This window comes from Gryllotalpicola protaetiae (genome assembly GCF_003627055.1).
Taxonomy (GTDB): Bacteria; Actinomycetota; Actinomycetes; order Actinomycetales; family Microbacteriaceae; genus Gryllotalpicola; species Gryllotalpicola protaetiae.
Genome location: NZ_CP032624.1, coordinates 386,519 through 405,112 on the forward strand (window position 1 = coordinate 386,519; position 18,594 = coordinate 405,112).

17 protein-coding genes are annotated in these 18,594 nt (G+C 70.2%); 5 read left to right on the forward strand and 12 right to left on the reverse strand.

The genetic code is table 11. From position 1 onward, the window contains the following. Window positions 1-135: 135 nt before the first annotated feature. Complete coding sequence (locus D7I44_RS01995) at window positions 136-1,572, forward strand: helix-turn-helix domain-containing protein (RefSeq protein WP_120787961.1); 1,437 nt, start codon at window positions 136-138, stop codon at window positions 1,570-1,572. A gap of 28 nt (window positions 1,573-1,600) precedes the next feature. Here the strand turns inward: D7I44_RS01995 and D7I44_RS02000 are convergent, their stop codons facing one another. After that, window positions 1,601-1,939 carry a DUF7882 family protein gene (locus tag D7I44_RS02000; RefSeq protein WP_120787962.1) on the reverse strand — a complete coding sequence of 113 codons (339 nt, stop codon included), beginning with the start codon at window positions 1,937-1,939 and terminating at the stop codon, window positions 1,601-1,603. 9 nt (window positions 1,940-1,948) lie between these two features. Next, complete coding sequence (locus D7I44_RS02005; RefSeq protein ID WP_120787963.1) at window positions 1,949-2,785, reverse strand: alpha/beta fold hydrolase; 837 nt, start codon at window positions 2,783-2,785, stop codon at window positions 1,949-1,951. A gap of 72 nt (window positions 2,786-2,857) precedes the next feature. Between D7I44_RS02005 and D7I44_RS02010 the strand changes: the two genes are divergently transcribed. Continuing rightward, window positions 2,858-3,979, forward strand: a complete 1,122-nt coding sequence (locus tag D7I44_RS02010; protein WP_120787964.1) for a glycosyltransferase — start codon at window positions 2,858-2,860, stop codon at window positions 3,977-3,979. Here D7I44_RS02010 and D7I44_RS02015 read toward each other — a convergent pair. Continuing rightward, window positions 3,976-5,619, reverse strand: coding sequence for a SulP family inorganic anion transporter (locus D7I44_RS02015; protein ID WP_120787965.1), 1,644 nt, complete (start codon window positions 5,617-5,619; stop codon window positions 3,976-3,978). The genes D7I44_RS02010 and D7I44_RS02015 overlap by 4 nt on opposite strands. Beyond that, complete coding sequence (locus D7I44_RS02020; protein ID WP_120787966.1) at window positions 5,616-5,984, reverse strand: ArsR/SmtB family transcription factor; 369 nt, start codon at window positions 5,982-5,984, stop codon at window positions 5,616-5,618. The genes D7I44_RS02015 and D7I44_RS02020 overlap by 4 nt, the downstream gene beginning before the upstream one ends. An 82-nt stretch (window positions 5,985-6,066) precedes the next feature. On the opposite strand from D7I44_RS02020, the gene D7I44_RS02025 reads away from it, so the two are divergent. Then, window positions 6,067-7,596: a molybdopterin-dependent oxidoreductase gene (locus D7I44_RS02025; RefSeq protein ID WP_245979902.1), complete on the forward strand. Its 1,530-nt coding sequence runs from the start codon at window positions 6,067-6,069 to the stop codon at window positions 7,594-7,596. A gap of 61 nt (window positions 7,597-7,657) precedes the next feature. Further along, window positions 7,658-9,070, forward strand: coding sequence for an MFS transporter (locus D7I44_RS02030; protein ID WP_120787967.1), 1,413 nt, complete (start codon window positions 7,658-7,660; stop codon window positions 9,068-9,070). A gap of 22 nt (window positions 9,071-9,092) precedes the next feature. Here the strand turns inward: D7I44_RS02030 and D7I44_RS02035 are convergent, their stop codons facing one another. The 5 genes from D7I44_RS02035 to D7I44_RS02055 all read right to left on the reverse strand — a co-directional run bounded on the left by D7I44_RS02035 (window position 9,093) and on the right by D7I44_RS02055 (window position 14,832). Then, window positions 9,093-9,656: a GNAT family N-acetyltransferase gene (locus tag D7I44_RS02035; protein WP_120787968.1), complete on the reverse strand. Its 564-nt coding sequence runs from the start codon at window positions 9,654-9,656 to the stop codon at window positions 9,093-9,095. A gap of 5 nt (window positions 9,657-9,661) precedes the next feature. After that, window positions 9,662-10,024 (reverse strand): VOC family protein, encoded by a 363-nt coding sequence (locus D7I44_RS02040; protein ID WP_120787969.1) that lies wholly within the window; start codon window positions 10,022-10,024, stop codon window positions 9,662-9,664. A 165-nt stretch (window positions 10,025-10,189) separates the two neighbouring features. Next, the gene (locus tag D7I44_RS02045; RefSeq protein WP_245979905.1) at window positions 10,190-11,362 is read right to left on the reverse strand and encodes an SLC13 family permease; all 1,173 of its coding nucleotides are present in this window, start codon (window positions 11,360-11,362) and stop codon (window positions 10,190-10,192) included. A gap of 37 nt (window positions 11,363-11,399) precedes the next feature. Then, window positions 11,400-13,439, reverse strand: coding sequence for a vWA domain-containing protein (locus D7I44_RS02050; protein ID WP_245979908.1), 2,040 nt, complete (start codon window positions 13,437-13,439; stop codon window positions 11,400-11,402). After that, window positions 13,432-14,832 carry a magnesium chelatase ATPase subunit I gene (locus tag D7I44_RS02055; RefSeq protein WP_120787971.1) on the reverse strand — a complete coding sequence of 467 codons (1,401 nt, stop codon included), beginning with the start codon at window positions 14,830-14,832 and terminating at the stop codon, window positions 13,432-13,434. The genes D7I44_RS02050 and D7I44_RS02055 overlap by 8 nt, the downstream gene beginning before the upstream one ends. Window positions 14,833-14,926: 94 nt before the next feature. Here D7I44_RS02055 and D7I44_RS02060 point away from each other — a divergent pair, with 94 nt between their 5' ends. Continuing rightward, window positions 14,927-15,187 carry a DUF6458 family protein gene (locus D7I44_RS02060; protein WP_120787972.1) on the forward strand — a complete coding sequence of 87 codons (261 nt, stop codon included), beginning with the start codon at window positions 14,927-14,929 and terminating at the stop codon, window positions 15,185-15,187. A gap of 76 nt (window positions 15,188-15,263) precedes the next feature. On the opposite strand, the gene katG is transcribed toward D7I44_RS02060, so the two are convergent. The 3 genes from katG to D7I44_RS02075 all read right to left on the reverse strand — a co-directional run bounded on the left by katG (window position 15,264) and on the right by D7I44_RS02075 (window position 18,489). Then, window positions 15,264-17,492 carry a catalase/peroxidase HPI gene (gene katG / locus D7I44_RS02065; RefSeq protein ID WP_120787973.1) on the reverse strand — a complete coding sequence of 743 codons (2,229 nt, stop codon included), beginning with the start codon at window positions 17,490-17,492 and terminating at the stop codon, window positions 15,264-15,266. Window positions 17,493-17,525: 33 nt separating this feature from the next. Then, window positions 17,526-17,933 (reverse strand): Fur family transcriptional regulator, encoded by a 408-nt coding sequence (locus D7I44_RS02070; protein WP_120790739.1) that lies wholly within the window; start codon window positions 17,931-17,933, stop codon window positions 17,526-17,528. A 70-nt stretch (window positions 17,934-18,003) separates the two neighbouring features. After that, a complete protein-coding gene (locus D7I44_RS02075; protein ID WP_120787974.1) occupies window positions 18,004-18,489 on the reverse strand; it encodes a hypothetical protein in 486 nt (161 codons plus the stop codon). Window positions 18,490-18,594: the final 105 nt, after the last annotated feature.

Consider the following 18,594-nt stretch of genomic DNA (forward strand, 5'->3'; position numbering starts at 1 on the left):
GTCTCCTTCGACGGTGTTCGGATGCCTGAGACCAGGTTCACCCGCGGAAAACCGGCGGTGAAGGAATCCGTTTACAGAAATTTGCGGCTTTTTCTGCGGATCAGAAGGCTGACGGATGCCTGCGCGCCGCCCATCATGGAAGGCATGGACTCGCTCACCATCGGCCGACGCATCCGCCAGCTCCGCTCCGAGAAGGGGCTGACGCTCGAGACGCTCGCCACGGCGATCGACCGTGCGCCGAGTCAGTTGTCGGTGATCGAGAACGGCCGCCGCGAGTTGAAGCTGAGCGAGGTGAACCGCCTGGCCGACGCGCTCGGCGTCGAGGTCGACGCGCTGCTGTCGAGCGAGGCGCCATCGAAGCGCGCCGGCCTCGAGATTGCCCTCGAGCGGGCGCAGCGCGGGCCGCTGTTCGCCTCGCTCGGGCTGCCGGCGCTGCCGCTGCGCAAGACGCTCTCCGACGAGGCGATCGAGACGATCCTCACGCTCCATGGCGAGCTCGAGCGGCTGCACACCGAGCGGGCCGCGACGCCGGAGGAGGCACGCCGGGCCAACACCGAGTTGCGCGCCGAGCAGCGAGCGAAGAACAACTACTACCCGGAACTCGAGAAGGCGGCCCGCGAGCTGCTCGCCGCCATCGGCCACCGCGGCGGCCCGCTGTCGCAGCGGGCGACCGGCGAGCTGGCATCCCACCTCGGCTTCACCCTGCACTACGTGCACGACCTGCCCGCCTCGACCCGCAGCGTGACCGACCGCGAGCACGGGCGCATCTACCTTCCGATCAAGCAGGCGGGCACCGACCCGCGCACGGCGCTGCTGCAGGCGCTCGCGGCGCACGTGCTGGGGCGCCCAGAGCCGAAGGACTACGGCGAGCTGCTGCGCCAGCGGGTCGAGACCAACTATCTCGCCGGCGCGCTGATGGTGCCCGAGGCGAGCGCCGTCGACTTCCTCGAAGACGCGAAGCGCGCTCGCGAGCTCTCCGTCGAGGATCTGCGCGACGCCTTCGCCGTGTCGTACGAGACGGCGGCGCACCGCTTCACGAACCTCGCCACCGAGCACCTCGGTATCCCGGTGCACTTCCTCAAGGTGCACTCCTCCGGCGCGATCTCGAAGGCATACGAGAACGACGGCGCGCTGTTCCCGACCGACGCCCTCGGCTCGGTCGAGGGCCAGCTGGTGTGCCGCTACTGGAGCGCCCGGCAGGTGTTCGAACGTGAGGACCGGCTGTCGCCGTACCACCAGTACACGGACAAGCCTGTCGGCTCGTACTGGTGCACGTCGAAGATCGAGTCGTCGACGAGCGGCGACTTCTCGGTGTCGGTCGGCACGAAGTTCGCGTTCACGAAGTGGTTCCGCGGCCGCGACACCGCGGTACGGCTCACGTCGACGTGCCCGGACCCCGCCTGCTGCCGCACACCGGATGCCGAGCTCGCCGAGCGTTGGAGTGAGAACGCCTGGCCGAGCGCGCGGCTCAACTCGTCACTGCTCGCGGCGATGCCGACGGGAACCTTCACGGGCGTCGACCGCGTCGCGGTGTATGAGTTCCTAGAGGCGCATGCGCCGCATGATGGGTAGAGGCGCACGCCCCCCAGGGCGCCCAGATCTAGATGGCGCTCGGCGATCCGGCGGCCTTGAGGTACTCGGCCGCCTCGTTCTCCGCCATCAGCACCATGCCGCGCACACCGTGCGACGAGCGCGACATCGCGTCGATCCAGACGCGGTCGAGCTCGGGCGGCTTGCTGCCCGAGAACCGGAACTGCAGCGGAATCCCGGGCGAGATCCACAGGCTGACCCGGCCGGAGCCGTGCTCGGCCGGGATCGTCCAGTTGAGCAGGAACGACTCCTGCAGCCGCAGCTTCGCGACGATGGCGATCTTCAGGTGCGCGAGCGCGCGATCGTCGACTTCGTACTCGGCGCCGGTTCCGTAGACGAGGTATCCCACTACGCCAGGCTACAGTCCGTGCTCGCGCAGCCAGTCGATCGCGAGCGGCAGCGCGCGCAGCACCGACACGTGCCCGTCCTCAGCGAGCCACCACGACGTCGCGCTCGGCAGCGCCCGCAGCAGACGCGTGGCATGCCCGGCGGGCACCATGCGGTCTTGCTCTCCCTGCACGATCAGGACATGGGCGCGGATGCCTGACAGCTCGACACCCCAGTCGAAGACGAACGCGCAGTCGTCGTCGACCTCGCCGCCGTCGGCGAGCTCCGCCGCGGCCATGGCGTCCTGCCCGAGCTCCGCCCACTCCCCCTCGAGCGCGGCCCAGTCGGCCGCGATGAACACCTCGGGGTCGAACTCCGCGGTCTCCTGATAGGCGGCGCGCGCCGACAGCCCCTCGGTCGCGGCGCGCAGCGCACGCGGGTCCGCCATGCCGTCGAACCAGCCAGGGTCGTCCGTGCGATACGGCCCGACCGAGGCGAAGGTCGCGACGCCGACCGCGCGCTCCCCCGCGAGCGCCCCGAGCGCGAGCGCGTGCGGGCCGCCGCCCGACGAGCCGACGGTCGCGAACCGCTCGACCCCGAGATGGTCGAGCACCGCGAGCGCGTCGCGCGCTGAATCCGCCACGCTCCGCCCCACCAGCCGCGTGGAACCGCCGTTGCCAGCGCGCGCGACCGAGATCACGCGGGCACCCACTGCCTCGGCCGCAGCCCGCACCGGCCCGATGATGCGACCGGTGTGCGGCGTACCCGAATGCCAGACCAGGACCCGGTCACCGCTGCTTGCGCCCGTGTCGTAGAACCGCAGCACGCGACCGTCGGGCAGGGTGAGCTCAGCCCCGGCATCCGTCATCTTCGACTCCGTTCGAAAGCCTCGCCTGTGCACTTTCTCAGCGCCGGGCGGGATAACGTCTTCTAAGCAATCATGGACGTCACCATCATCGTGCCGACCTTCAACGAATCGTTGAACGTCGAAGAACTTGTCTCCCGTACCCAAGCGGCCGTCGGGTCGCGTTCGGTCGAGATCGTCTTCGTCGACGACTCGAACGACGACACCCCTGCCGTGATCCTCGACGTTGCGGCGCGCTACGCGGTCCCCGTGCGACTGATTCACCGCGACGTGCCGGTCGACGGGCTCGGCGGCGCCGTGCTCGAAGGCTTCCGCGTGGCGAACGGCCGCTGGGCCGTCGTGATGGACGGCGATCTGCAGCATCCGCCCGAGATGCTGCCCCGGCTGATCGACACCGCACTCCGTGGCGAGGCCGACGGCGTGAATCTCGTCGCCGGTTCGCGCTTCGTCGAGGGCGGCTCGGCCGAGGGGCTCTCAGACGGGGTCCGGGTGTTCTTCTCCCACTTCGGAAATGGCATCGCCAAGCTGCTGTTCCCGCGCAAGCTCGCGAAGTCGACCGACCCGATGTCGGGGTTCTTCGCCGTACGCCTCGACGCGATCGACCTCGGGTCGCTCAAGCCGCGCGGCTTCAAGATCCTGCTCGAGATCCTGTGCCGCAAGCAGATGAATCTGGTGGAGGTGCCCGCGACCCTGGCGCCGCGCGGCGGCGGCGAGTCGAAGGCCGACATCAAGCAGGTCGGGCGGCTCACGCGCCAGATCGTCGAGCTGCGCATCGGGCGGATGCCGGGCTTCGCGCTCATCGGATTCATCGGCGGCATCGCCAACCTCGCGATCATGTGGGCGCTGCAGCAGGCTGGCTGGACCTACATCGAGGCGGCGATCGCCGCAGCGGTCATCACGATCGTCGGCAACTTCATCGCCCAGGAGCACTTCCTGTACCACGACCTGCGCGCCGGGGCGCGGCGGCTGTGGTCGCGCTTCGGGCACTCGGCCGGGTTCAATGCGATCGAGTCGGCCGTGCGCACCTTCGTGCTGTGGGCGGCGGTCGAGCTGCTGCACCTGCACAGCCACACGATCCTGACCCAGGCCGCGCTGCTGGTGATCGGCTTCCTGCTGCGCTACACCTACCACGAGCGCGTGGTCTACCGGCAGCTCGCCGATGTGGACGCGCCCGCACAGGCGAAGACCTCGCTCTAGTAGGCGGTCGTGGCGCGCGCGACGTGGCTGCGCGCATGCTCGACGGCGGGCGGCAGCTCGTCGAAGAGGTGCTTGTGGTGCCGCAGCGCGGCGATCACCCCCACGCGCTCGGCGAGCCCGAGATGCTGCGCCTGGATCCCTTTGACCAGCACGGTGATGCCACGGCGCTCGAGCCGCTGCACGAGCTCGGTGAGGAACTGGGCGCCTGTCGCGTCGAGATAGCGGATCTGCGAGAGCCGGAGGATCACGACGTCCACATCGCTGATGGCGGAGATCTGATCGAGCACCCGCTCGGCCGCGCCGAAGAACAGCGCGCCGTCGATGCGGAACAGCGCGATGCGCTCGTCGCCGGGGGCGGCACCGCCCGGCAGGGCTTCGCGCTGGGCGCCCGCAGACCGCGCCACATTCCGCAGGGCGACGGCGGCGGCGATGACGAGGCCGGCGCCGACGGCGTAGATGAGGTCGACGCTCACGGTGATCACAGCAGTGATCCAGAACACGGCGGCATCGGAGCGGGACGATCGGATGACGGCGCGCACGGTGCGCGGCGAGACCATGCGGACAGCGGTGACCATCAGCACGCCTCCGAGCGCGGCGAGCGGGATGAGGGCGACGACGTGCGACGCCGCCACGACGATCACAAGGAGGACCGCCGCGTGCACGATCGCCGCGACACGCGTCTGCGCGCCGCTGCGCACGTTCACGGCGGTGCGCGCGATGGCCCCGGTCGCGGGCATGCCGCCGAAGAAGCCGGCCACGATCGACGCGAGCCCTTGGCCGACGAGCTCGCGGTCGGCGTTGTAGGGGCCCGTGTCGGAGATCGATGCGGCTACGCGGGCAGAGAGCAGCGACTCGATCGCGGCGAGCGCGGCGACGGTGATCGCGGGCAGGGCGAGGTGCGAGATCGTCGCGAGGTCGAATCCCGGCAGCCGCGGGGCCGGCAGCCCAGCGGGAAGCGCCCCGAGCTTCGCGACCGGGAGCCGCAGCAGCACGGTGAGCCCTGAGACGACGATGATCGCGACGATCGAGCCGGGCACCACGGGAATGACCTTGGGGGCCGCGAGCATCACGAGCGCGGTGGCGACGACGACGGCGAGACTCCACAGCACGGTCGGAAGCTGAGCGCGGGCTATCGCCTGCGCAGCCGCGACGGCGGCGTTGCTCGACAGCCCGTGAGCAGAAAGGCCGACGGCTTGCGGCAGCTGCTGCAGGAAGATCGTCGCCGCGATGCCCAGGGTGAAGCCCTCGATCACCGGCCACGGCAGCAGGCCGACGGCGCGCCCGAGCCGGAGGGCGCCTGCGAGCGCCACCAGGATTCCCGCGATCACGCATACCGCACCGAGTGCCCCGGTGCCGTACTGCGCGACGATCGGCGCGAGCACCACGACCATCGCCCCGGTCGGGCCGGAGACCTGCACATTCGACCCGCCGAACACCGCAGCGACGACTCCCGCGATGATCGCGGTCACGAGCCCTGCTTCGGCCCCGGCGCCCGAGCTGACGCCGAAGCCGAGCGCGAGCGGCAGCGCGACGATGCCGACGGTGAGACCTGAGAGGAGATCTGCGCGCCAGCTGGTGCGCAGCCGCGCGTAGTCGGCCCGGCCCGGCAGAAGCGACGCGACGCGGTCCGCGGCGCTCATCGGACCCCGGCGGAGTGCGCGTCGAGGTGCTCGGCGAGTTCGTCGCCACGCGCCTCGAGCAGTTCGCCCAGGAGAGTGCGCGCCGCCTCGAGCAGGCCCGCGACCGACGCGAACGCGAGCCGGTAGTAGACCTGGCTGCCGCGCCGCTCGCTCTCGACCAGGCGGTACTTCCGCAGCACGGCGAGGTGCTGCGAGAGGTGGCTCGCCTCGAGACCCGTCTGGGCGAGCAGCTCACCGACCGCCACCTCGCCGGGCGGGCCGTCTTCCGCCTCGTTCAGCAATTCGAGAACACGGATGCGCAGCGGATGCGCCAGTCCCCTGAACAGATCGGCCTTGACGTCGCTGAGCGACGGGCGGTGCTGCATCTTCGCCTTCGTTCCATTGATTGACGAATTGATGGATTCATCATATCAGCGCATCAAAAGACTCCCGACGTAGCGTGTGAGTGTGAGTTCCCGGTCATGGTTGCGCCCAGCCGGCGCGGGCGTCGCGGCCGTGCTGCTCGGCCTCGGCGCGGGCACCGTGACCGCCGCGATCGCGGCGCGCGCGTTCAGCCCGTTCGTGGTCGTCGGCTCGGCGATCATCGACCTGACGCCCGGGCCGATGAAAGAAGCCGTGATCAGGGTCTTCGGGCACGGCGACAAGGCGTTCCTGTTCGTCGTGCTCGCCGTCGTGGTCGGAGTCGTCGCCGCACTCGCCGGGGTGCTCGAGGCTCGTCGGCCGTGGCTCGGGCGCGTGATCGTGCTCGCAGGCGGCGCGATCGGCGTCGCCGCGGCGCTGAGCCGGGCCGACGCCACGGCGCTCGCCGCCCTGCCGGCCGTCGTCACCGGCATCGCGGGCGCGTGGGTGCTCGTATTCCTGATCAGGCGGATGCCTGCTGCCGTGCCGCCGCGCGCCCAGACCTCTCCCTCCCGCCGAGCCTTCCTGTCGTGGTCGGTGGCGGCCGCCGCGATCGGCGTGGTCGCCACCATCGGCGGCCAGCTCGCGACGCGCACGGCGAGCGCCGCCGCGAACGCACGGGCCGCCTTCAAACTGCCTCGGCCCGCGGCATCCGCGACGCCCGTGCCCGCCGCCGCCTCGTTCGACGTGTCGGGCATCACGCCCGTCATCACGCCGCTGGACAAGTTCTACCGGACCGACGTCGAGCTCGTGATCCCCCAGCTCGACCCCGAGCAGTGGTCGCTGAACGTGCACGGCATGGTGAAGCATCCGTTCACGCTGAGCTGGAAAGAGCTGAACGAGCTGCCGATGGAGGAGCACTACGTGACGCTCGCCTGCGTCTCGAACGACGTCGGCGGCCCGCTGATCAGCACGGCGAAGTGGCTCGGGTACCCGGTGCGGCTGCTGCTCGAGCGGGCCGGGGTCACGGGCGACGCCGACATGGTGTACTCGGAGAGCTTCGACGGCTACACCGCCGCGACACCGCTGTCGGCCATGACCGACCCCGACCGCGCGGCGATTCTCGCGATCGGAATGGACGACCAACCGCTGCCGTTCGCGCGCGGCTTCCCCGCGCGGCTCGTCGTGCCGGGGCTCTACGGCTACGTGTCGGCGACGAAGTGGGTCGTCGACCTCAAGGTCACGCGTTTCGCCGACTACCAGGGGTACTGGGTGACGCAGGGCTGGGCCGAGAAGGCGCCCGTGAAGCAGTCGTCGCGCATCGACGTGCCGCGCCCCGGCGTGCGACTGGGGGCCGGACAGCAGTGGATCGCGGGCGTCGCGTGGGAGCAGCACGTCGGCATCTCGAAGGTCGAGGTGCAGGTCGACGACGGCCCGTGGAACGAGGCCGAGTTGGCCGCCGCGGTGAACGTCGACACCTGGGTGCAGTGGCGCTGGTCATGGCACGCGACCCCGGGCGACCACCAGCTGCGCGTGCGCGCCACCAACGCCGACGGCGTGCAGCAGACCTCCGGCGTCTCCGACGTACTGCCCGACGGGGCGACCGGATGGCACACGGTCGAGGTCAGCGTCGCGTGACGAGCGCCTGCACTCGCGGCAAATAGTTAGCAAGCGGCAACTAACGGGGTAGCCTGTTCAGGTGACCCAGACAGCGCGCGCCGAGGCATCCGCCGCGCCCTCGCCGGCTCGTGCGGACGATGAGCCGCTGCCTCGCCGCGGCCTGGTGTTCGCGATCGTGTCGATCGGGCTGTTCATGGTGTCGGTCGACGGCACCGTCGTCGCGACCGCGCTCAGTTCCCTGCAGCGCGAGCTGCACGCAGGTGTGCAGTGGGGCGCGTGGACCATCACGATCTACTCGCTCGGCCAGGTGCTCGTCATGCCGCTCGCCGGGAAGATCAGCGACATGTATGGCCGCAAGCGGGTGTTCCTCGCCGCCGTGGTGCTGTTCACCGCGACCTCGCTCCTGTGCGGGCTGGCTCAGAACATCCAGATGCTCGTGGCGCTGCGGGCCGTGCAGGCGCTCGGCGGCGGGTCCATCATGCCCGCCGCGAGCGGCATCGTCTCCGACCATTTCGGCCGCAACCGCGATCGCGCGCTCGGCATGTTCACGAGCATCTTCCCGATCGGCGGCGTCGTCGGGCCGATCCTTGGCGGCATCTTCGTGACCTACTGGTCATGGCGCGGCATCTTCCTCGTCAACGTGCCCATCGGCATCGCGCTCGTGCTGCTCGGTGCGGCCTTCTTCCCGGCGACACAGGGGCACCGCGGCGGCCGGCTCGACTTCGTCGGCACCCTGACCATGGCCGCCACGATCCTCTCGGCGATGATCGGCATCGCCGTGCTCGGCGACGGGGTGGCCTGGCACTCCCCCGGCGTTCTGGTGCCCGAGGCGCTCGCGGTCGTCTTCGGCTGGCTGTTCGTGCGGCACACGCGCCGCGCCCCGGCCCCCTTCATCTCGCTGCACCTGCTCGTCGGCCGGGGCTTCGGGGTGATGAACGTCATCAACTTCCTCTACGGCGCCGCGGCGATCGGGTTCGGCGCACTCGTGCCGCTCTACGCCCAGGAGCGCTTCGGCATCTCCGCGCTCGCGAGCGGCACCCTGCTCACCGCGCGCGCCGTCGGCATGATCTGCATCGCGGGCATCGCCGTCTTCGCACTGCGGCGCACGGGCTACCGCCTGCCGATGATCGTCGGCTTCCTGCTCGTCTCGGGCGGCCTCGTCATGATGTTCCTGCCGCCGGCCGGCCTGAGCGCGTATGTCTGGCTGTCGATCTCGGCGGCGATCACGGGCCTCGGAATGGGCCTCGCGGTGCCTGCGGCGAACAACGCGACCCTGCAGTTCGCGAAGGGCCAGATCGCCGGTGTCTCGGGTCTGCGCGGCATGTTCCGCCAGGCCGGCTCGATCATCGCCGTCTCCGTTGTCACCGCCGTGATCGCGCAGGCGAGCGACCCCGGCATGTCGCTCGGCGTCTCCTTCCTTGTGCTGGCCGCGACGCTCGTCGCCATCGTCCCCGCCGTGTTCCTCGTGCCGGAGCACCGCGGCTCCTGGTGACTCGCGCCGGCGTGGTGAGGCGCTAGCCCAGCTCGCGGCGCATCAGCCAGCGCACCGCGCCGCCCGAGTGCGCGCTCGTCGGGGCGACCCGCTCGAAGCCGTGCGCCTCGAACAGCGCGGTCGTGCCGACGTAGCCGCTCGTCGAATCGACGCGATCAGCGCGCGGGTCAGCCGGGTACCCCTCGACGAGCTCGGCGCCCGACGCGCGCGCGTGCTCGACCGCCCCGTCGAGCAGCTCGTGCATGAGCCCGCGCCGCCGGAAGCCCGGACGCACGACGAAGCACACGATCGCCCACGGGTCACGCTCTTCGTCGAGGTGCGGGATCGTGCGCGAATTGAGCAGCCGCCGATAGGTCGACTTCGGCGCGACCGAGCACCAGCCGGCCGCCTGACCGTCGACGTACGCCAGCACGCCGGGCCCCGGCTCGCGTTCGCATTCCGTCTTCATGTGCGCGACACGGCCCGCCATGTCGAGCCGAGCATCGCGGTACGACATGCACACGCACCCGCCTGCGCCACCCGGCGGCACCATGAACTCGGCGAACCCGGCCCAGTGGCCGGTCGCCGGCAGCACCTCGACGGTCACGGTCGTCAGCCCCAGCAGATGCAGAACGGATGCCCCGACGGGTCGGCGTAGACCTGGAATCCCTCTTCCGCGTCGAGTTCCGGCGCCGCCTTCAGCAACCGCGCGCCGAGCGACTCGGCCAGCGCGACCGCCTCACGCGCCTCGTCGACGTAGACGTCGAGGTGCAGCTGCTGCGGCTGCCCGTCTGGCCAGTCGGGCCGAATGTGGTTCGGAGCGAGCTGGAACGCGACCCGCGGTTCGCCGTCGACCATGACGGTGTGCCAGTCAGGCTCGGCGGCGACCTCGCCACCGAGCAGTCCGGCCCAGAACGCGCTGGACGCGTCAAGGTCGGCAGTGTCGAACACCGTGAGCTGCTTCAAGATCTTCATGACGTCATGCTGACAGTCGCCACCGACATCGGCGAGGGTGATGGCGCGCCCCGCGCCGGCGGTGGGCCCGACAGGCTCCCGCGTAGGAACGGGGCGCAAAGCGCACGCTTGTTCCTACGATTCCGGCGATGACGTAGGAACAATCGCGCGTCATACGCCTGGTTCCTACGACGCCTTGACCACCCAGAGGGCCGCGACCGCCAGTACGACGGTGACGGGTGCGAGCAGGCATCCGTACAGCACATACCGGGACCAGCGGATTCCGACGCCGAGCCTCCGCACCCGCTCATGCCACAGCAGCGTCGCGAGCGACGCCCACGGGGTGATGAGCGGGCCGGCGTTCACCCCGATCAGCAGCGCGAGCCCGGGAAGCAGCCCGTGCACAGTGGGCTCGAGGGCAAGATACGCGGGCAGGTTGTTGGTCACGTTGGCCGCTGTGGCGCCGATCGCCGCCACGCCGAGCAGTGCAGGCAGCCCGTCACCGCTCGGCACGAGCCGCTCGAGCAGGGCGCCCGGCCCGGCCGCGCCGAGAGCGGCGACCAGGAGGAACAGGCCGCACACCAGCAAGAGGGTCGGCCATGGCAGCAGCCGCACACTCAGCTCACGCGGGCGCAATAGGGCGAACGCGATGACGAGCACGACGGCGGCCGCGCACCCAGGAATCCACACGGCGACGCCGGATACCAGCCCGACGACAAGCAGCACGAGCACGACGCCGGCCGCCGACGTGAGCCGCCGGTCGGCGAGACGCACCGGGCCCGGGTCGTCGTAGGACATGGCGAGGTCGCGTCGGAACAGCACCGCCACGAGCGCGAGCGGCACGACCACGCCCGCGAGCTGCGCGGGCCACACGGCCGCCGCGAACGCCGCCGGGCCGATGCCGCCGAGGTGCTGCTCGGCGAGCAGGTTCGTGAGATTGGAGACCGGCAGCAGCAGCGACGCCGTGTTCGCGAGCCACACGGTCGTGAGTGCGAACGGCAGCGGGTTGAGCCCGACGCGGCGCGCGAGCACGATCACGATCGGCGTCAGCAGCACCGCGGTGGTGTCGAGCGACAGGAACACCGTGCTCACGACGGCGATCAGCGCGATGAGCAGCCACAGCAGCCAGCCCCGGCGGCGCCCCCAGCGGGCGGCGAGCCCGGCGATCCAATCGAACAGCCCGGCGGCGGTCGCGAGCTCTGCGACGACCGTGATGGCGATCACGAAGAGCAGGATGGGCCAGACGCGGGCGCCGAGCGTCGCAGCATCCTTCGCCGGCAGCACGCCGGTCACCAGCGCGAGCCCGCCCAGAGCAAGCAGGACAGCGCCGAACAGGGCGGTGCGCAGCGGCCGGGTCACCCTGCGACGCTAGCCGATCGCAGCGAGCAGACCGACGCTAGTCGCCCCAAAGGCCCCGGCCGCCCCAGCCCGCCCAGTCGTTGCCGCCGAGCGTCGGCCACGAGCGCGAGCCGAGGTACGAGCCGACCACGGCTGCGCCGAGATCGTCGTTCTCCGGGGCGACCACGCGTCCTTCGACACGCTTGGCCATGTTGTCGACGAACCGGGCGAGGCTCGGGTCGTCGCCGAGCCGGAAGAACGTGATCTGCGCGCCGAGCCGCATCGAGTTCTCGAGCTCGCGCACCGTATAGGCGATCGTGACCGGGTGTGGCGGGTACGAGAAGCGCACCTCGCCGTCGGCCTCGAGGTGCGAGGTCGGCTCGCCGTCCGTGACGATCAGGAGCACGGGCTGGGCGTTCGGATGCTTGCGGAAGTGCCGGTTCGCCAGCAGCAGCGCGTGGTGCAGGTTGGTGCCCTTCGCCCAGCTCGCCTCGAGGGCGGTGAGCTCTTCGATGTCCATCACCTCGGCGTGCCGCCCGAAGCCGATGAGCTGGAGGTCGTCGCCGCGGAACCGGCTCTTGATCAGGGTGTGCAGGGCGAGTGCGGTGCGCTTCATCGGCACCCAGCGACCGTCGATCTCCATCGAGAACGATGTGTCGGCGAGCAGCGCGACCGCCGCCTGCGTGCGCGCCTCGGTCTCGGCGATCTCGATGTCGTCGATGCCGATCAGGCGGGAACCGGGCGCGCCAGGCGCGCCCGCGCGGCGACGGATGCCGTTGAGGACAGTGCGCGGGATGTCCCACGGCTCCGTGTCCCCGAACTCCCACGCGCGCGTCGCACCCGACAGGTCGCCGGCGGCTCCGGCCTGGCGCAGCTCGCGCTGACCCTGCCGTGCGGACATCCGCTTCGCGATGTCCTTGAGCAGCGTCGTCCCGAGCTGCCGCATCGCCTTCGGCGTGAGCTGCAGCCGCCCTGTCGAGTCGCGGCGCAGGGTGCCGTCTCGACGCAGCGCCCGCTCGAGCTCGCGCAGCGTGTGTGCGTCGATGGCGGCCTGGTCGCCGAGCTGCCTGGCGAGCTTGTCGAGGTCGATGTCGTCCATGTGGGCGCCCTCGTACGACTGCGACAGCTGCTCCGAGAGCTCGTCGAGGTCGGCGAGATCCTGCAGGACACCCGCGCCCTCGCCGAGTCCGAGCGGCTGGTCGCCGTCGAAGCGCTCGGAGCCCGACCAGTCCTCTCCCGGCCGCAGCGACTGCAGGCTCTGGTCGAGGCGCGCGAGCTGCTGCATGAGCTCCGGCGAGCCGAAGGCCTGCGCCGAGAGGCTGAAGAGCTCCTGACGCTGCTCCTCGGTCATCGAGTTGAGCATGCGCTGGGCGGCGGCCGATCGCTTGGCCAGCGTGTCGATGAGCTCGTCGACGTTCTGCGGGTTCTCGGGGAAGAATCCGCCGTGCTTCGCCATGAAATCGGCGAAGTCCTCTGGCGTGTCCTCGCCGCGCGCATGCTTCTCGAGCAGGCCGTTGAGGTCGTTCAGCATCTCGCCGACGGCCTCGCGGTCGGCGTCCGTCACGTTCTCGAGCGCCTGCTTCATGCCGCCGAAGCGCTGATCGAGCAGCTCGCGGCCGAGCAGGTCCTTGATCTTCTCGTAGTCGGTGCGCGCCTGGCTCGACCGCCACGGGTAGTCGGCCAGCTCGTTCACGGCCGCCGAGGTCGACGCCGGGAGGTTCTCGAGCCGCGTCTCGGCGAACGAGCGGTCGAACTCATCGAGGTCGACATCGCGGGCGAGCTGCTTCCGCTCCTCGAGAACGGCCTTGTCGAGCAGCTGCTTGATCTCCTGCATGGTGCCGTCGAGCTTGTGGCGCTGCAGCAGCTCGCGCCGCCGCTCGGACACCCGGCGACCGAGGTCGTCGAGGCCCGTGCGCCCCTCGCCGCCGCGGCGCAGGTATTCGCGCATCGCGCGCTCGGCCGAGTACCCGGCCATGACCTGCTCGCCGATCTTGTCGAGCGCCTCGGCGATGTCGACGGGCGGGGCGAGGGGGTCGCCGCCTTGGTAGCGCTGAAAGCGCGCGTGATGCGCTTCGTGCGATTCGGCCATCTCAGCCATAGACCGTCTCGCTGCCGTCGGTGTCCTTGCCGATCTTCCGCGCGAGATACAGCCCCTCGAGCGCCAGCTCGATCGCGGCCGCCCGCTCACCCTCGGTCGACGCGCCCAGGCGCGCGGCCGTCTCGTCATACAGCTCGGACTCCCCGAGCCGCGGCAGCCCGGCAAGGAACTCGCGCGCGGTCACCGCCTCGCCCGTGACGACCATCGCGCCCGACTCGATCGCGTCGACGAGCGGCCCGAAGTCGATTCCGCGGAAGTGCTCGCGCACCGTGTCGGCGGTCGCTGTGCGCAGCAGGTGCGTGAGCACCTCGCTCTCGCGCCCCTCTTCGCCCGTCTCGAACTCGATCTTGCCGCCCAGCACGTCGACCGCGGTCTGCAGATCGACCACGCGCGCGGTGGCGTCGGCCGAAGCATCCGCTCGCCCGTGCGCCGCTGCGCGATGCAGTGCAGAGGCCGCGATCGTCTCGGCGCCCGCGATCGCGAACCGCGCGCTCACCCCGCTGCGCTGGTCGACCGAGGTCGACTCGCGCAGGGCCCTGGTGAACCGCGCGAGGATCTCGATCAGATGGTCGGGCACGGCCGCCACGAGCTCGGCCTCCTGCCGGATGACCGCCGTCTCGGCATCCAGCCGCTGCGGGTAGTGCGTGTGGATCTCGGCCCCGAACCGGTCCTTGAGCGGCGTGATGATGCGGCCGCGGTTCGTGTAGTCCTCGGGGTTCGCCGAGGCCACGACGAGCACGTCGAGCGGCAGCCGCAGCACGTAGCCGCGGATCTGGATGTCGCGCTCCTCCATCACGTTGAGCATCGACACCTGGATGCGCTCGGCAAGATCCGGCAGCTCGTTGATCGCGACGATGCCGCGGTGGCTGCGCGGGATCAGCCCGAAGTGGATCGTCTCCGGGTCGCCCAGCGAGCGCCCCTCTGCCACCTTCATCGGGTCGACGTCGCCGATCAGGTCGGCCACGCTCGTGTCGGGGGTGGCCAGCTTCTCGACGTAGCGCTCGCTGCGGTGCCGCCACGCGACCGGAAGGCTGTCGCCGAGTTCGGCGGCACGCCGCCGCGACTCATGAGTGATCGGGTCGAACGGATGCTCAGCCAGTTCGGACCCCGCGATGACCGGCGTCCACTCGTCGAGCAGTCCGCCGATCGTGCGCAGCAGGCGGGTCTTGCCCTGCCCGCGCTCGCCGAGCAGCACAATGTCGTGCCCGGCGATGAGCGCCCGCTCGAGCTGCGGGATCACGCTCGACTCGAAGCCGTGCAGCCCCGGCCACGGGTTCTCGCCCGCACGCAGCTTCGCGAGCAGGTTGTCGCGCAGCTCTGCCCGCAGTGGCTTCTGTTCGTGGCCGCTCGCTCGCAGCTCGCCCAGAGTCGAGATGGTCGGTGCTTCCGTCATTTCGGCAGGCTAACCCCGGCGTGCGACATCCGTCAGGACTCGTAACGCAATGCTCATCTGATTGAGCGTCGACGCCATGGGGAACCGGGCAGTCATGAGTCTCGGAACCGGAATCGTCCTCTTCGTGATCGGCGCGATCCTCGCGTTCGCGGTTCACGTGCAAGTCGCCTGGGTGAACCTCACGATCGTGGGCTACATCCTCATGGTCGCGGGCGCCGTCGGCATCATCCTCGGCATCGTTCTCATCGCGACCCATCGCAGCCGCTCGGTCGCGACGAGCCGCAGCTATGTCGGCCCCGCCACGGGCGAGCGGGTGCAGCGCAGCACCGTCGACCGCGACGACCCGTACGTGTAGCCCGTACGTGTAGAGAGAAACGGATGCCTGAACGCGAAGAGGCCGCCCCGAAGGGCGGCCTCTCGTGTGAGTTCTGCTACTTCACGTCGTAGCGGTCGAGTTCCATGACCTTCTGCCACGCCGCGGCGAAGTCGCGCACGAACAGCTCGGCCGCGTCATCCGTCGCGTACGCCTCGGCGACCGCGCGCAGCTCGCTGTTCGCCCCGAACAGCAGGTCGATGCGCGAGCCGATGATCGTCTCGCCCGACGCCGTGGTGCCGCGGTAGGCGTGGCCGCCCTCGTCGAGCGGCGTCCACGAGGTGCCGAGGTCGAGCAGCGTGACGAAGAAGTCGTTCGTCAGCACGCCCGGGCGCGAGGTGAACACGCCGGTCGAGGAACCGTCCCAGTTGGCGCCGAGCGCGCGCAGGCCGCCGACGAGCACGGTCGCCTCGGGCGCCGAGAGGGTCAGCAGGTTGGCGCGATCGACGAAGACGTGCTCTTCGGGCAGCACGGACTGCACGCCGTAGTAGTTCCGGAACCCGTCCTGCTTGGGCTCGAGATAGTGGAACGAGTCGACGTCGGTCTGCTCCTGGGTGGCGTCGCCGCGGCCCTGCGTGAACCCGACCTCGACCGGCACCCCGGCGGCGGCGGCCGCCTGCTCGACGCCCACGTTGCCCGCGAGCACGATCAGATCGGCGAGCGAAACCGGCGCGCTCGACGCGTTCTTGATCTCACGCAGCTTGGCGAGCACCAGAGCGAGCTGCTCGGGGTTGTTCACCTTCCACGACCTCTGCGGCTCGAGCGCGATACGGGCGCCGTTGGCGCCGCCGCGCTTGTCAGAGCCACGGAACGTCGAAGCCGACGCCCACGCGGTCGTGACGAGCTGCGAGACGGTGAGGCCGGATTCCGCGATCGCCGTCTTGAGCGCCGCGATGTCAGCATCCGTGAGGACACCGGGCGCGGCCGGCACGCGGTCCTGCCAGATGAGCTCCTCGCTCGGCACCTCGGGGCCGAGGTAGCGGGCGATCGGACCCATGTCGCGGTGGGTCAGCTTGAACCACGCGCGGGCGAAGGCGTCGGCGAAGGCATCCTGATCGTCGCGGAAGCGACGCGAGATCTGGTCGTATGCCGGGTCGAAGCGCAGCGCCAGGTCAGAGGTCAGCATGCGCGGCTCGCGCTTGCCGTCGCCGAACGACTCCGGCACCAGGCCGTCGCCGCCACCCTGCACCGGCCGCCACTGGTGGGCGCCGGCTGGCGACTCCATGAGCTCCCACTCGTAGCCGTACAGGATGTGGAAGAACTCGTTGTCCCACCGGGTCGGGTGGTACGTCCAGGTCACCTCGAGGCCCGAGGTGATCGCGTCGATGCCGACACCCGACTTGTGGTCGCTCTTCCAGCCGAAGCCCTGCTGCTCGAACGGCGCGGCCTCGGGGTTCGGGCCGGGAGCGTCAGCCGGCGCGTTGCCGTGCGTCTTGCCGAAGGTGTGGCCGCCGGCGATCAGCGCGACGGTTTCCTCGTCGTTCATGGCCATCCGCTTGAAGGTCTCGCGGATATCACGGGCGGATGCCACCGGGTCGGGGTTCCCGTTCGGGCCCTCCGGGTTCACGTAGATGAGGCCCATCTGCACCGCGGCCAGCGGGTCCTCGAGCTCACGGTCGCCGTGGTACCGCTTGTCGTCAAGCCAGGTGGTCTCCGGGCCCCAGTACACGTCGTCGTCCGGCTCCCAGGCATCCACCCGCCCGCCGGCGAAGCCGAAGGTCTTGAAGCCCATGGTCTCGAGCGCGACGTTGCCGGCGAGGATCATCAGGTCGGCCCACGAGAGGCTCTTGCCGTACTTCTTCTTGACGGGCCACAGCAGGCGGCGTGCCTTGTCGAGGCTCACGTTGTCCGGCCACGAGTTGAGCGGCGCGAAGCGCTGCTGCCCGGTGCCGCCGCCGCCGCGCCCGTCCTGGATGCGGTACGTGCCCGCGCTGTGCCACGCCATGCGGATGATCAGCGGGCCGTAGTTGCCGAAGTCGGCCGGCCACCACGGCTGCGAGGTGGTGAGCACCTCGGCGATGTCCGCCTTCACGGCGGGCAGATCGATGGTCTGGAAAGCCTCGGCATAGTCGAACTCGTCGCCGTAGGGGTTCAGCACCGGCTGGTTCTTCGCCAGCAGCTTGAGGTTGAGCCGCTCGGGCCACCAGCCCTGGTTGGCAGAGCCCGCGGTCGGGCGCGGTGCACGTGCCCCATGCGGAACCGGGCACTCAGCTTCGGCCTCCGGAGTGATCGGCTGGTCGTGGACATCGTCGGTGGTGAAGACGCCGTGCTCTTCAGGGTCGGACATGAGGTTCCTTCCGGGTTACGGATTGATGAGGGTTCAGGATGCTTCGGCCGGCGCCGCGCACGCAGGGCACAGCCCCCAGTACACGACCTCGGCCGTCTCGATCTGGAAGCCGTGCGCGTCGGACGGCTCGAGGCAGGGCGCCTCGCCGACGGCGCACTCGACGTCTTCGACAGCGCCGCACGTGCGGCACACGGCATGGTGGTGGTTGTCGCCGACGCGCGCCTCATAGCGCGCGAGCGACCCTTGCGGCTGGATGCGTCGCACGAGCCCTGCCTCGGTGAGGATGTGCAGCGTGTCGTAGACAGCCTGGTGCGACACCTCGGGCAGCTGCGCTCGCGCGGCGGCGATCAGGGTGTCGGTGTCGGAGTGCGGGTTGTGGTGAACGGCGTCGAAGACGGCCAGCCGGGGGCGTGTCACACGAAGGCCGGCGTCGCGAAGCATCCGCTCGATGTCAACCGCGATCGTCACGCCCTTAGCTTTCCGTGTTTTCTTGAGTGAGTCAAGAAAACGGTCACCGCAGGATCTCGATGAGCAGCACCCAGGCGTCGAGCATCGCGAGGGCGAAGAGGGTGAGGATGCCGGCGAAGACGACGTAGACTCCGCCGGGCGCCGCGAGGGCGACGAGCGCACCGCCTGCGGCGAGCGGCAGCGTCTGCAGCTGGCCGAGCAGGACGACTCTGACCGCCTCTTCGCGCGAACGCCCGGTCGCACGGCCCGTGCGCAGGGCGACCCGCCCGCTGTGGAGGTGCAACGCCCATGAGATCAGGCCGAAGGCGAGGGTCTCGAGCCCGAAGATGCGGTCCGGCTGGTGGGCGAGCCCCGCAAGCGCCGTGAGCAGGGCCATCACGAGTGAGGCGATCGTGGCCCCGGCGCGTGGCGGCAATTGGGGGAACTTGATGATCTGGGCGACGTTGACCGACATCGCGACGATGACGAGACCGGCCAGCGCCGCGGCGGCGCCGGCGGTCGCGACGAAGAAGTCGCTCCACTGCTCCATGCGCAGAGATTAGCGAGTCGCGGCGATCGTTGCCGGTTCGTGTCCGTGGCGGATTCCTGATATCGCGCGCGCCCGTCGTACTCTTTTTGTGAGTGTGTGTCGATT

What these genes read in the sequence shown, in the direction of transcription:
- D7I44_RS01995 (WP_120787961.1), top strand. Translation starts at nt 136, where the DNA reads ATGGAAGGCATGGACTCGCTCACCATCGGCCGACGCATCCGCCAGCTC.
- D7I44_RS02005 (WP_120787963.1), bottom strand. Translation starts at nt 2,785, where the DNA reads ATGACGGATGCCGGGGCTGAGCTCACCCTGCCCGACGGTCGCGTGCTG.
- D7I44_RS02010 (WP_120787964.1), top strand. Translation starts at nt 2,858, where the DNA reads ATGGACGTCACCATCATCGTGCCGACCTTCAACGAATCGTTGAACGTC.
- D7I44_RS02015 (WP_120787965.1), bottom strand. Translation starts at nt 5,619, where the DNA reads ATGAGCGCCGCGGACCGCGTCGCGTCGCTTCTGCCGGGCCGGGCCGAC.
- D7I44_RS02020 (WP_120787966.1), bottom strand. Translation starts at nt 5,984, where the DNA reads ATGCAGCACCGCCCGTCGCTCAGCGACGTCAAGGCCGATCTGTTCAGG.
- D7I44_RS02040 (WP_120787969.1), bottom strand. Translation starts at nt 10,024, where the DNA reads ATGAAGATCTTGAAGCAGCTCACGGTGTTCGACACTGCCGACCTTGAC.
- D7I44_RS02050 (WP_245979908.1), bottom strand. Translation starts at nt 13,439, where the DNA reads ATGGCTGAGATGGCCGAATCGCACGAAGCGCATCACGCGCGCTTTCAG.
- D7I44_RS02055 (WP_120787971.1), bottom strand. Translation starts at nt 14,832, where the DNA reads ATGACGGAAGCACCGACCATCTCGACTCTGGGCGAGCTGCGAGCGAGC.
- D7I44_RS02060 (WP_120787972.1), top strand. Translation starts at nt 14,927, where the DNA reads ATGAGTCTCGGAACCGGAATCGTCCTCTTCGTGATCGGCGCGATCCTC.
- katG (WP_120787973.1), bottom strand. Translation starts at nt 17,492, where the DNA reads ATGTCCGACCCTGAAGAGCACGGCGTCTTCACCACCGACGATGTCCAC.
- D7I44_RS02070 (WP_120790739.1), bottom strand. Translation starts at nt 17,933, where the DNA reads ATGCTTCGCGACGCCGGCCTTCGTGTGACACGCCCCCGGCTGGCCGTC.
- D7I44_RS02075 (WP_120787974.1), bottom strand. Translation starts at nt 18,489, where the DNA reads ATGGAGCAGTGGAGCGACTTCTTCGTCGCGACCGCCGGCGCCGCCGCG.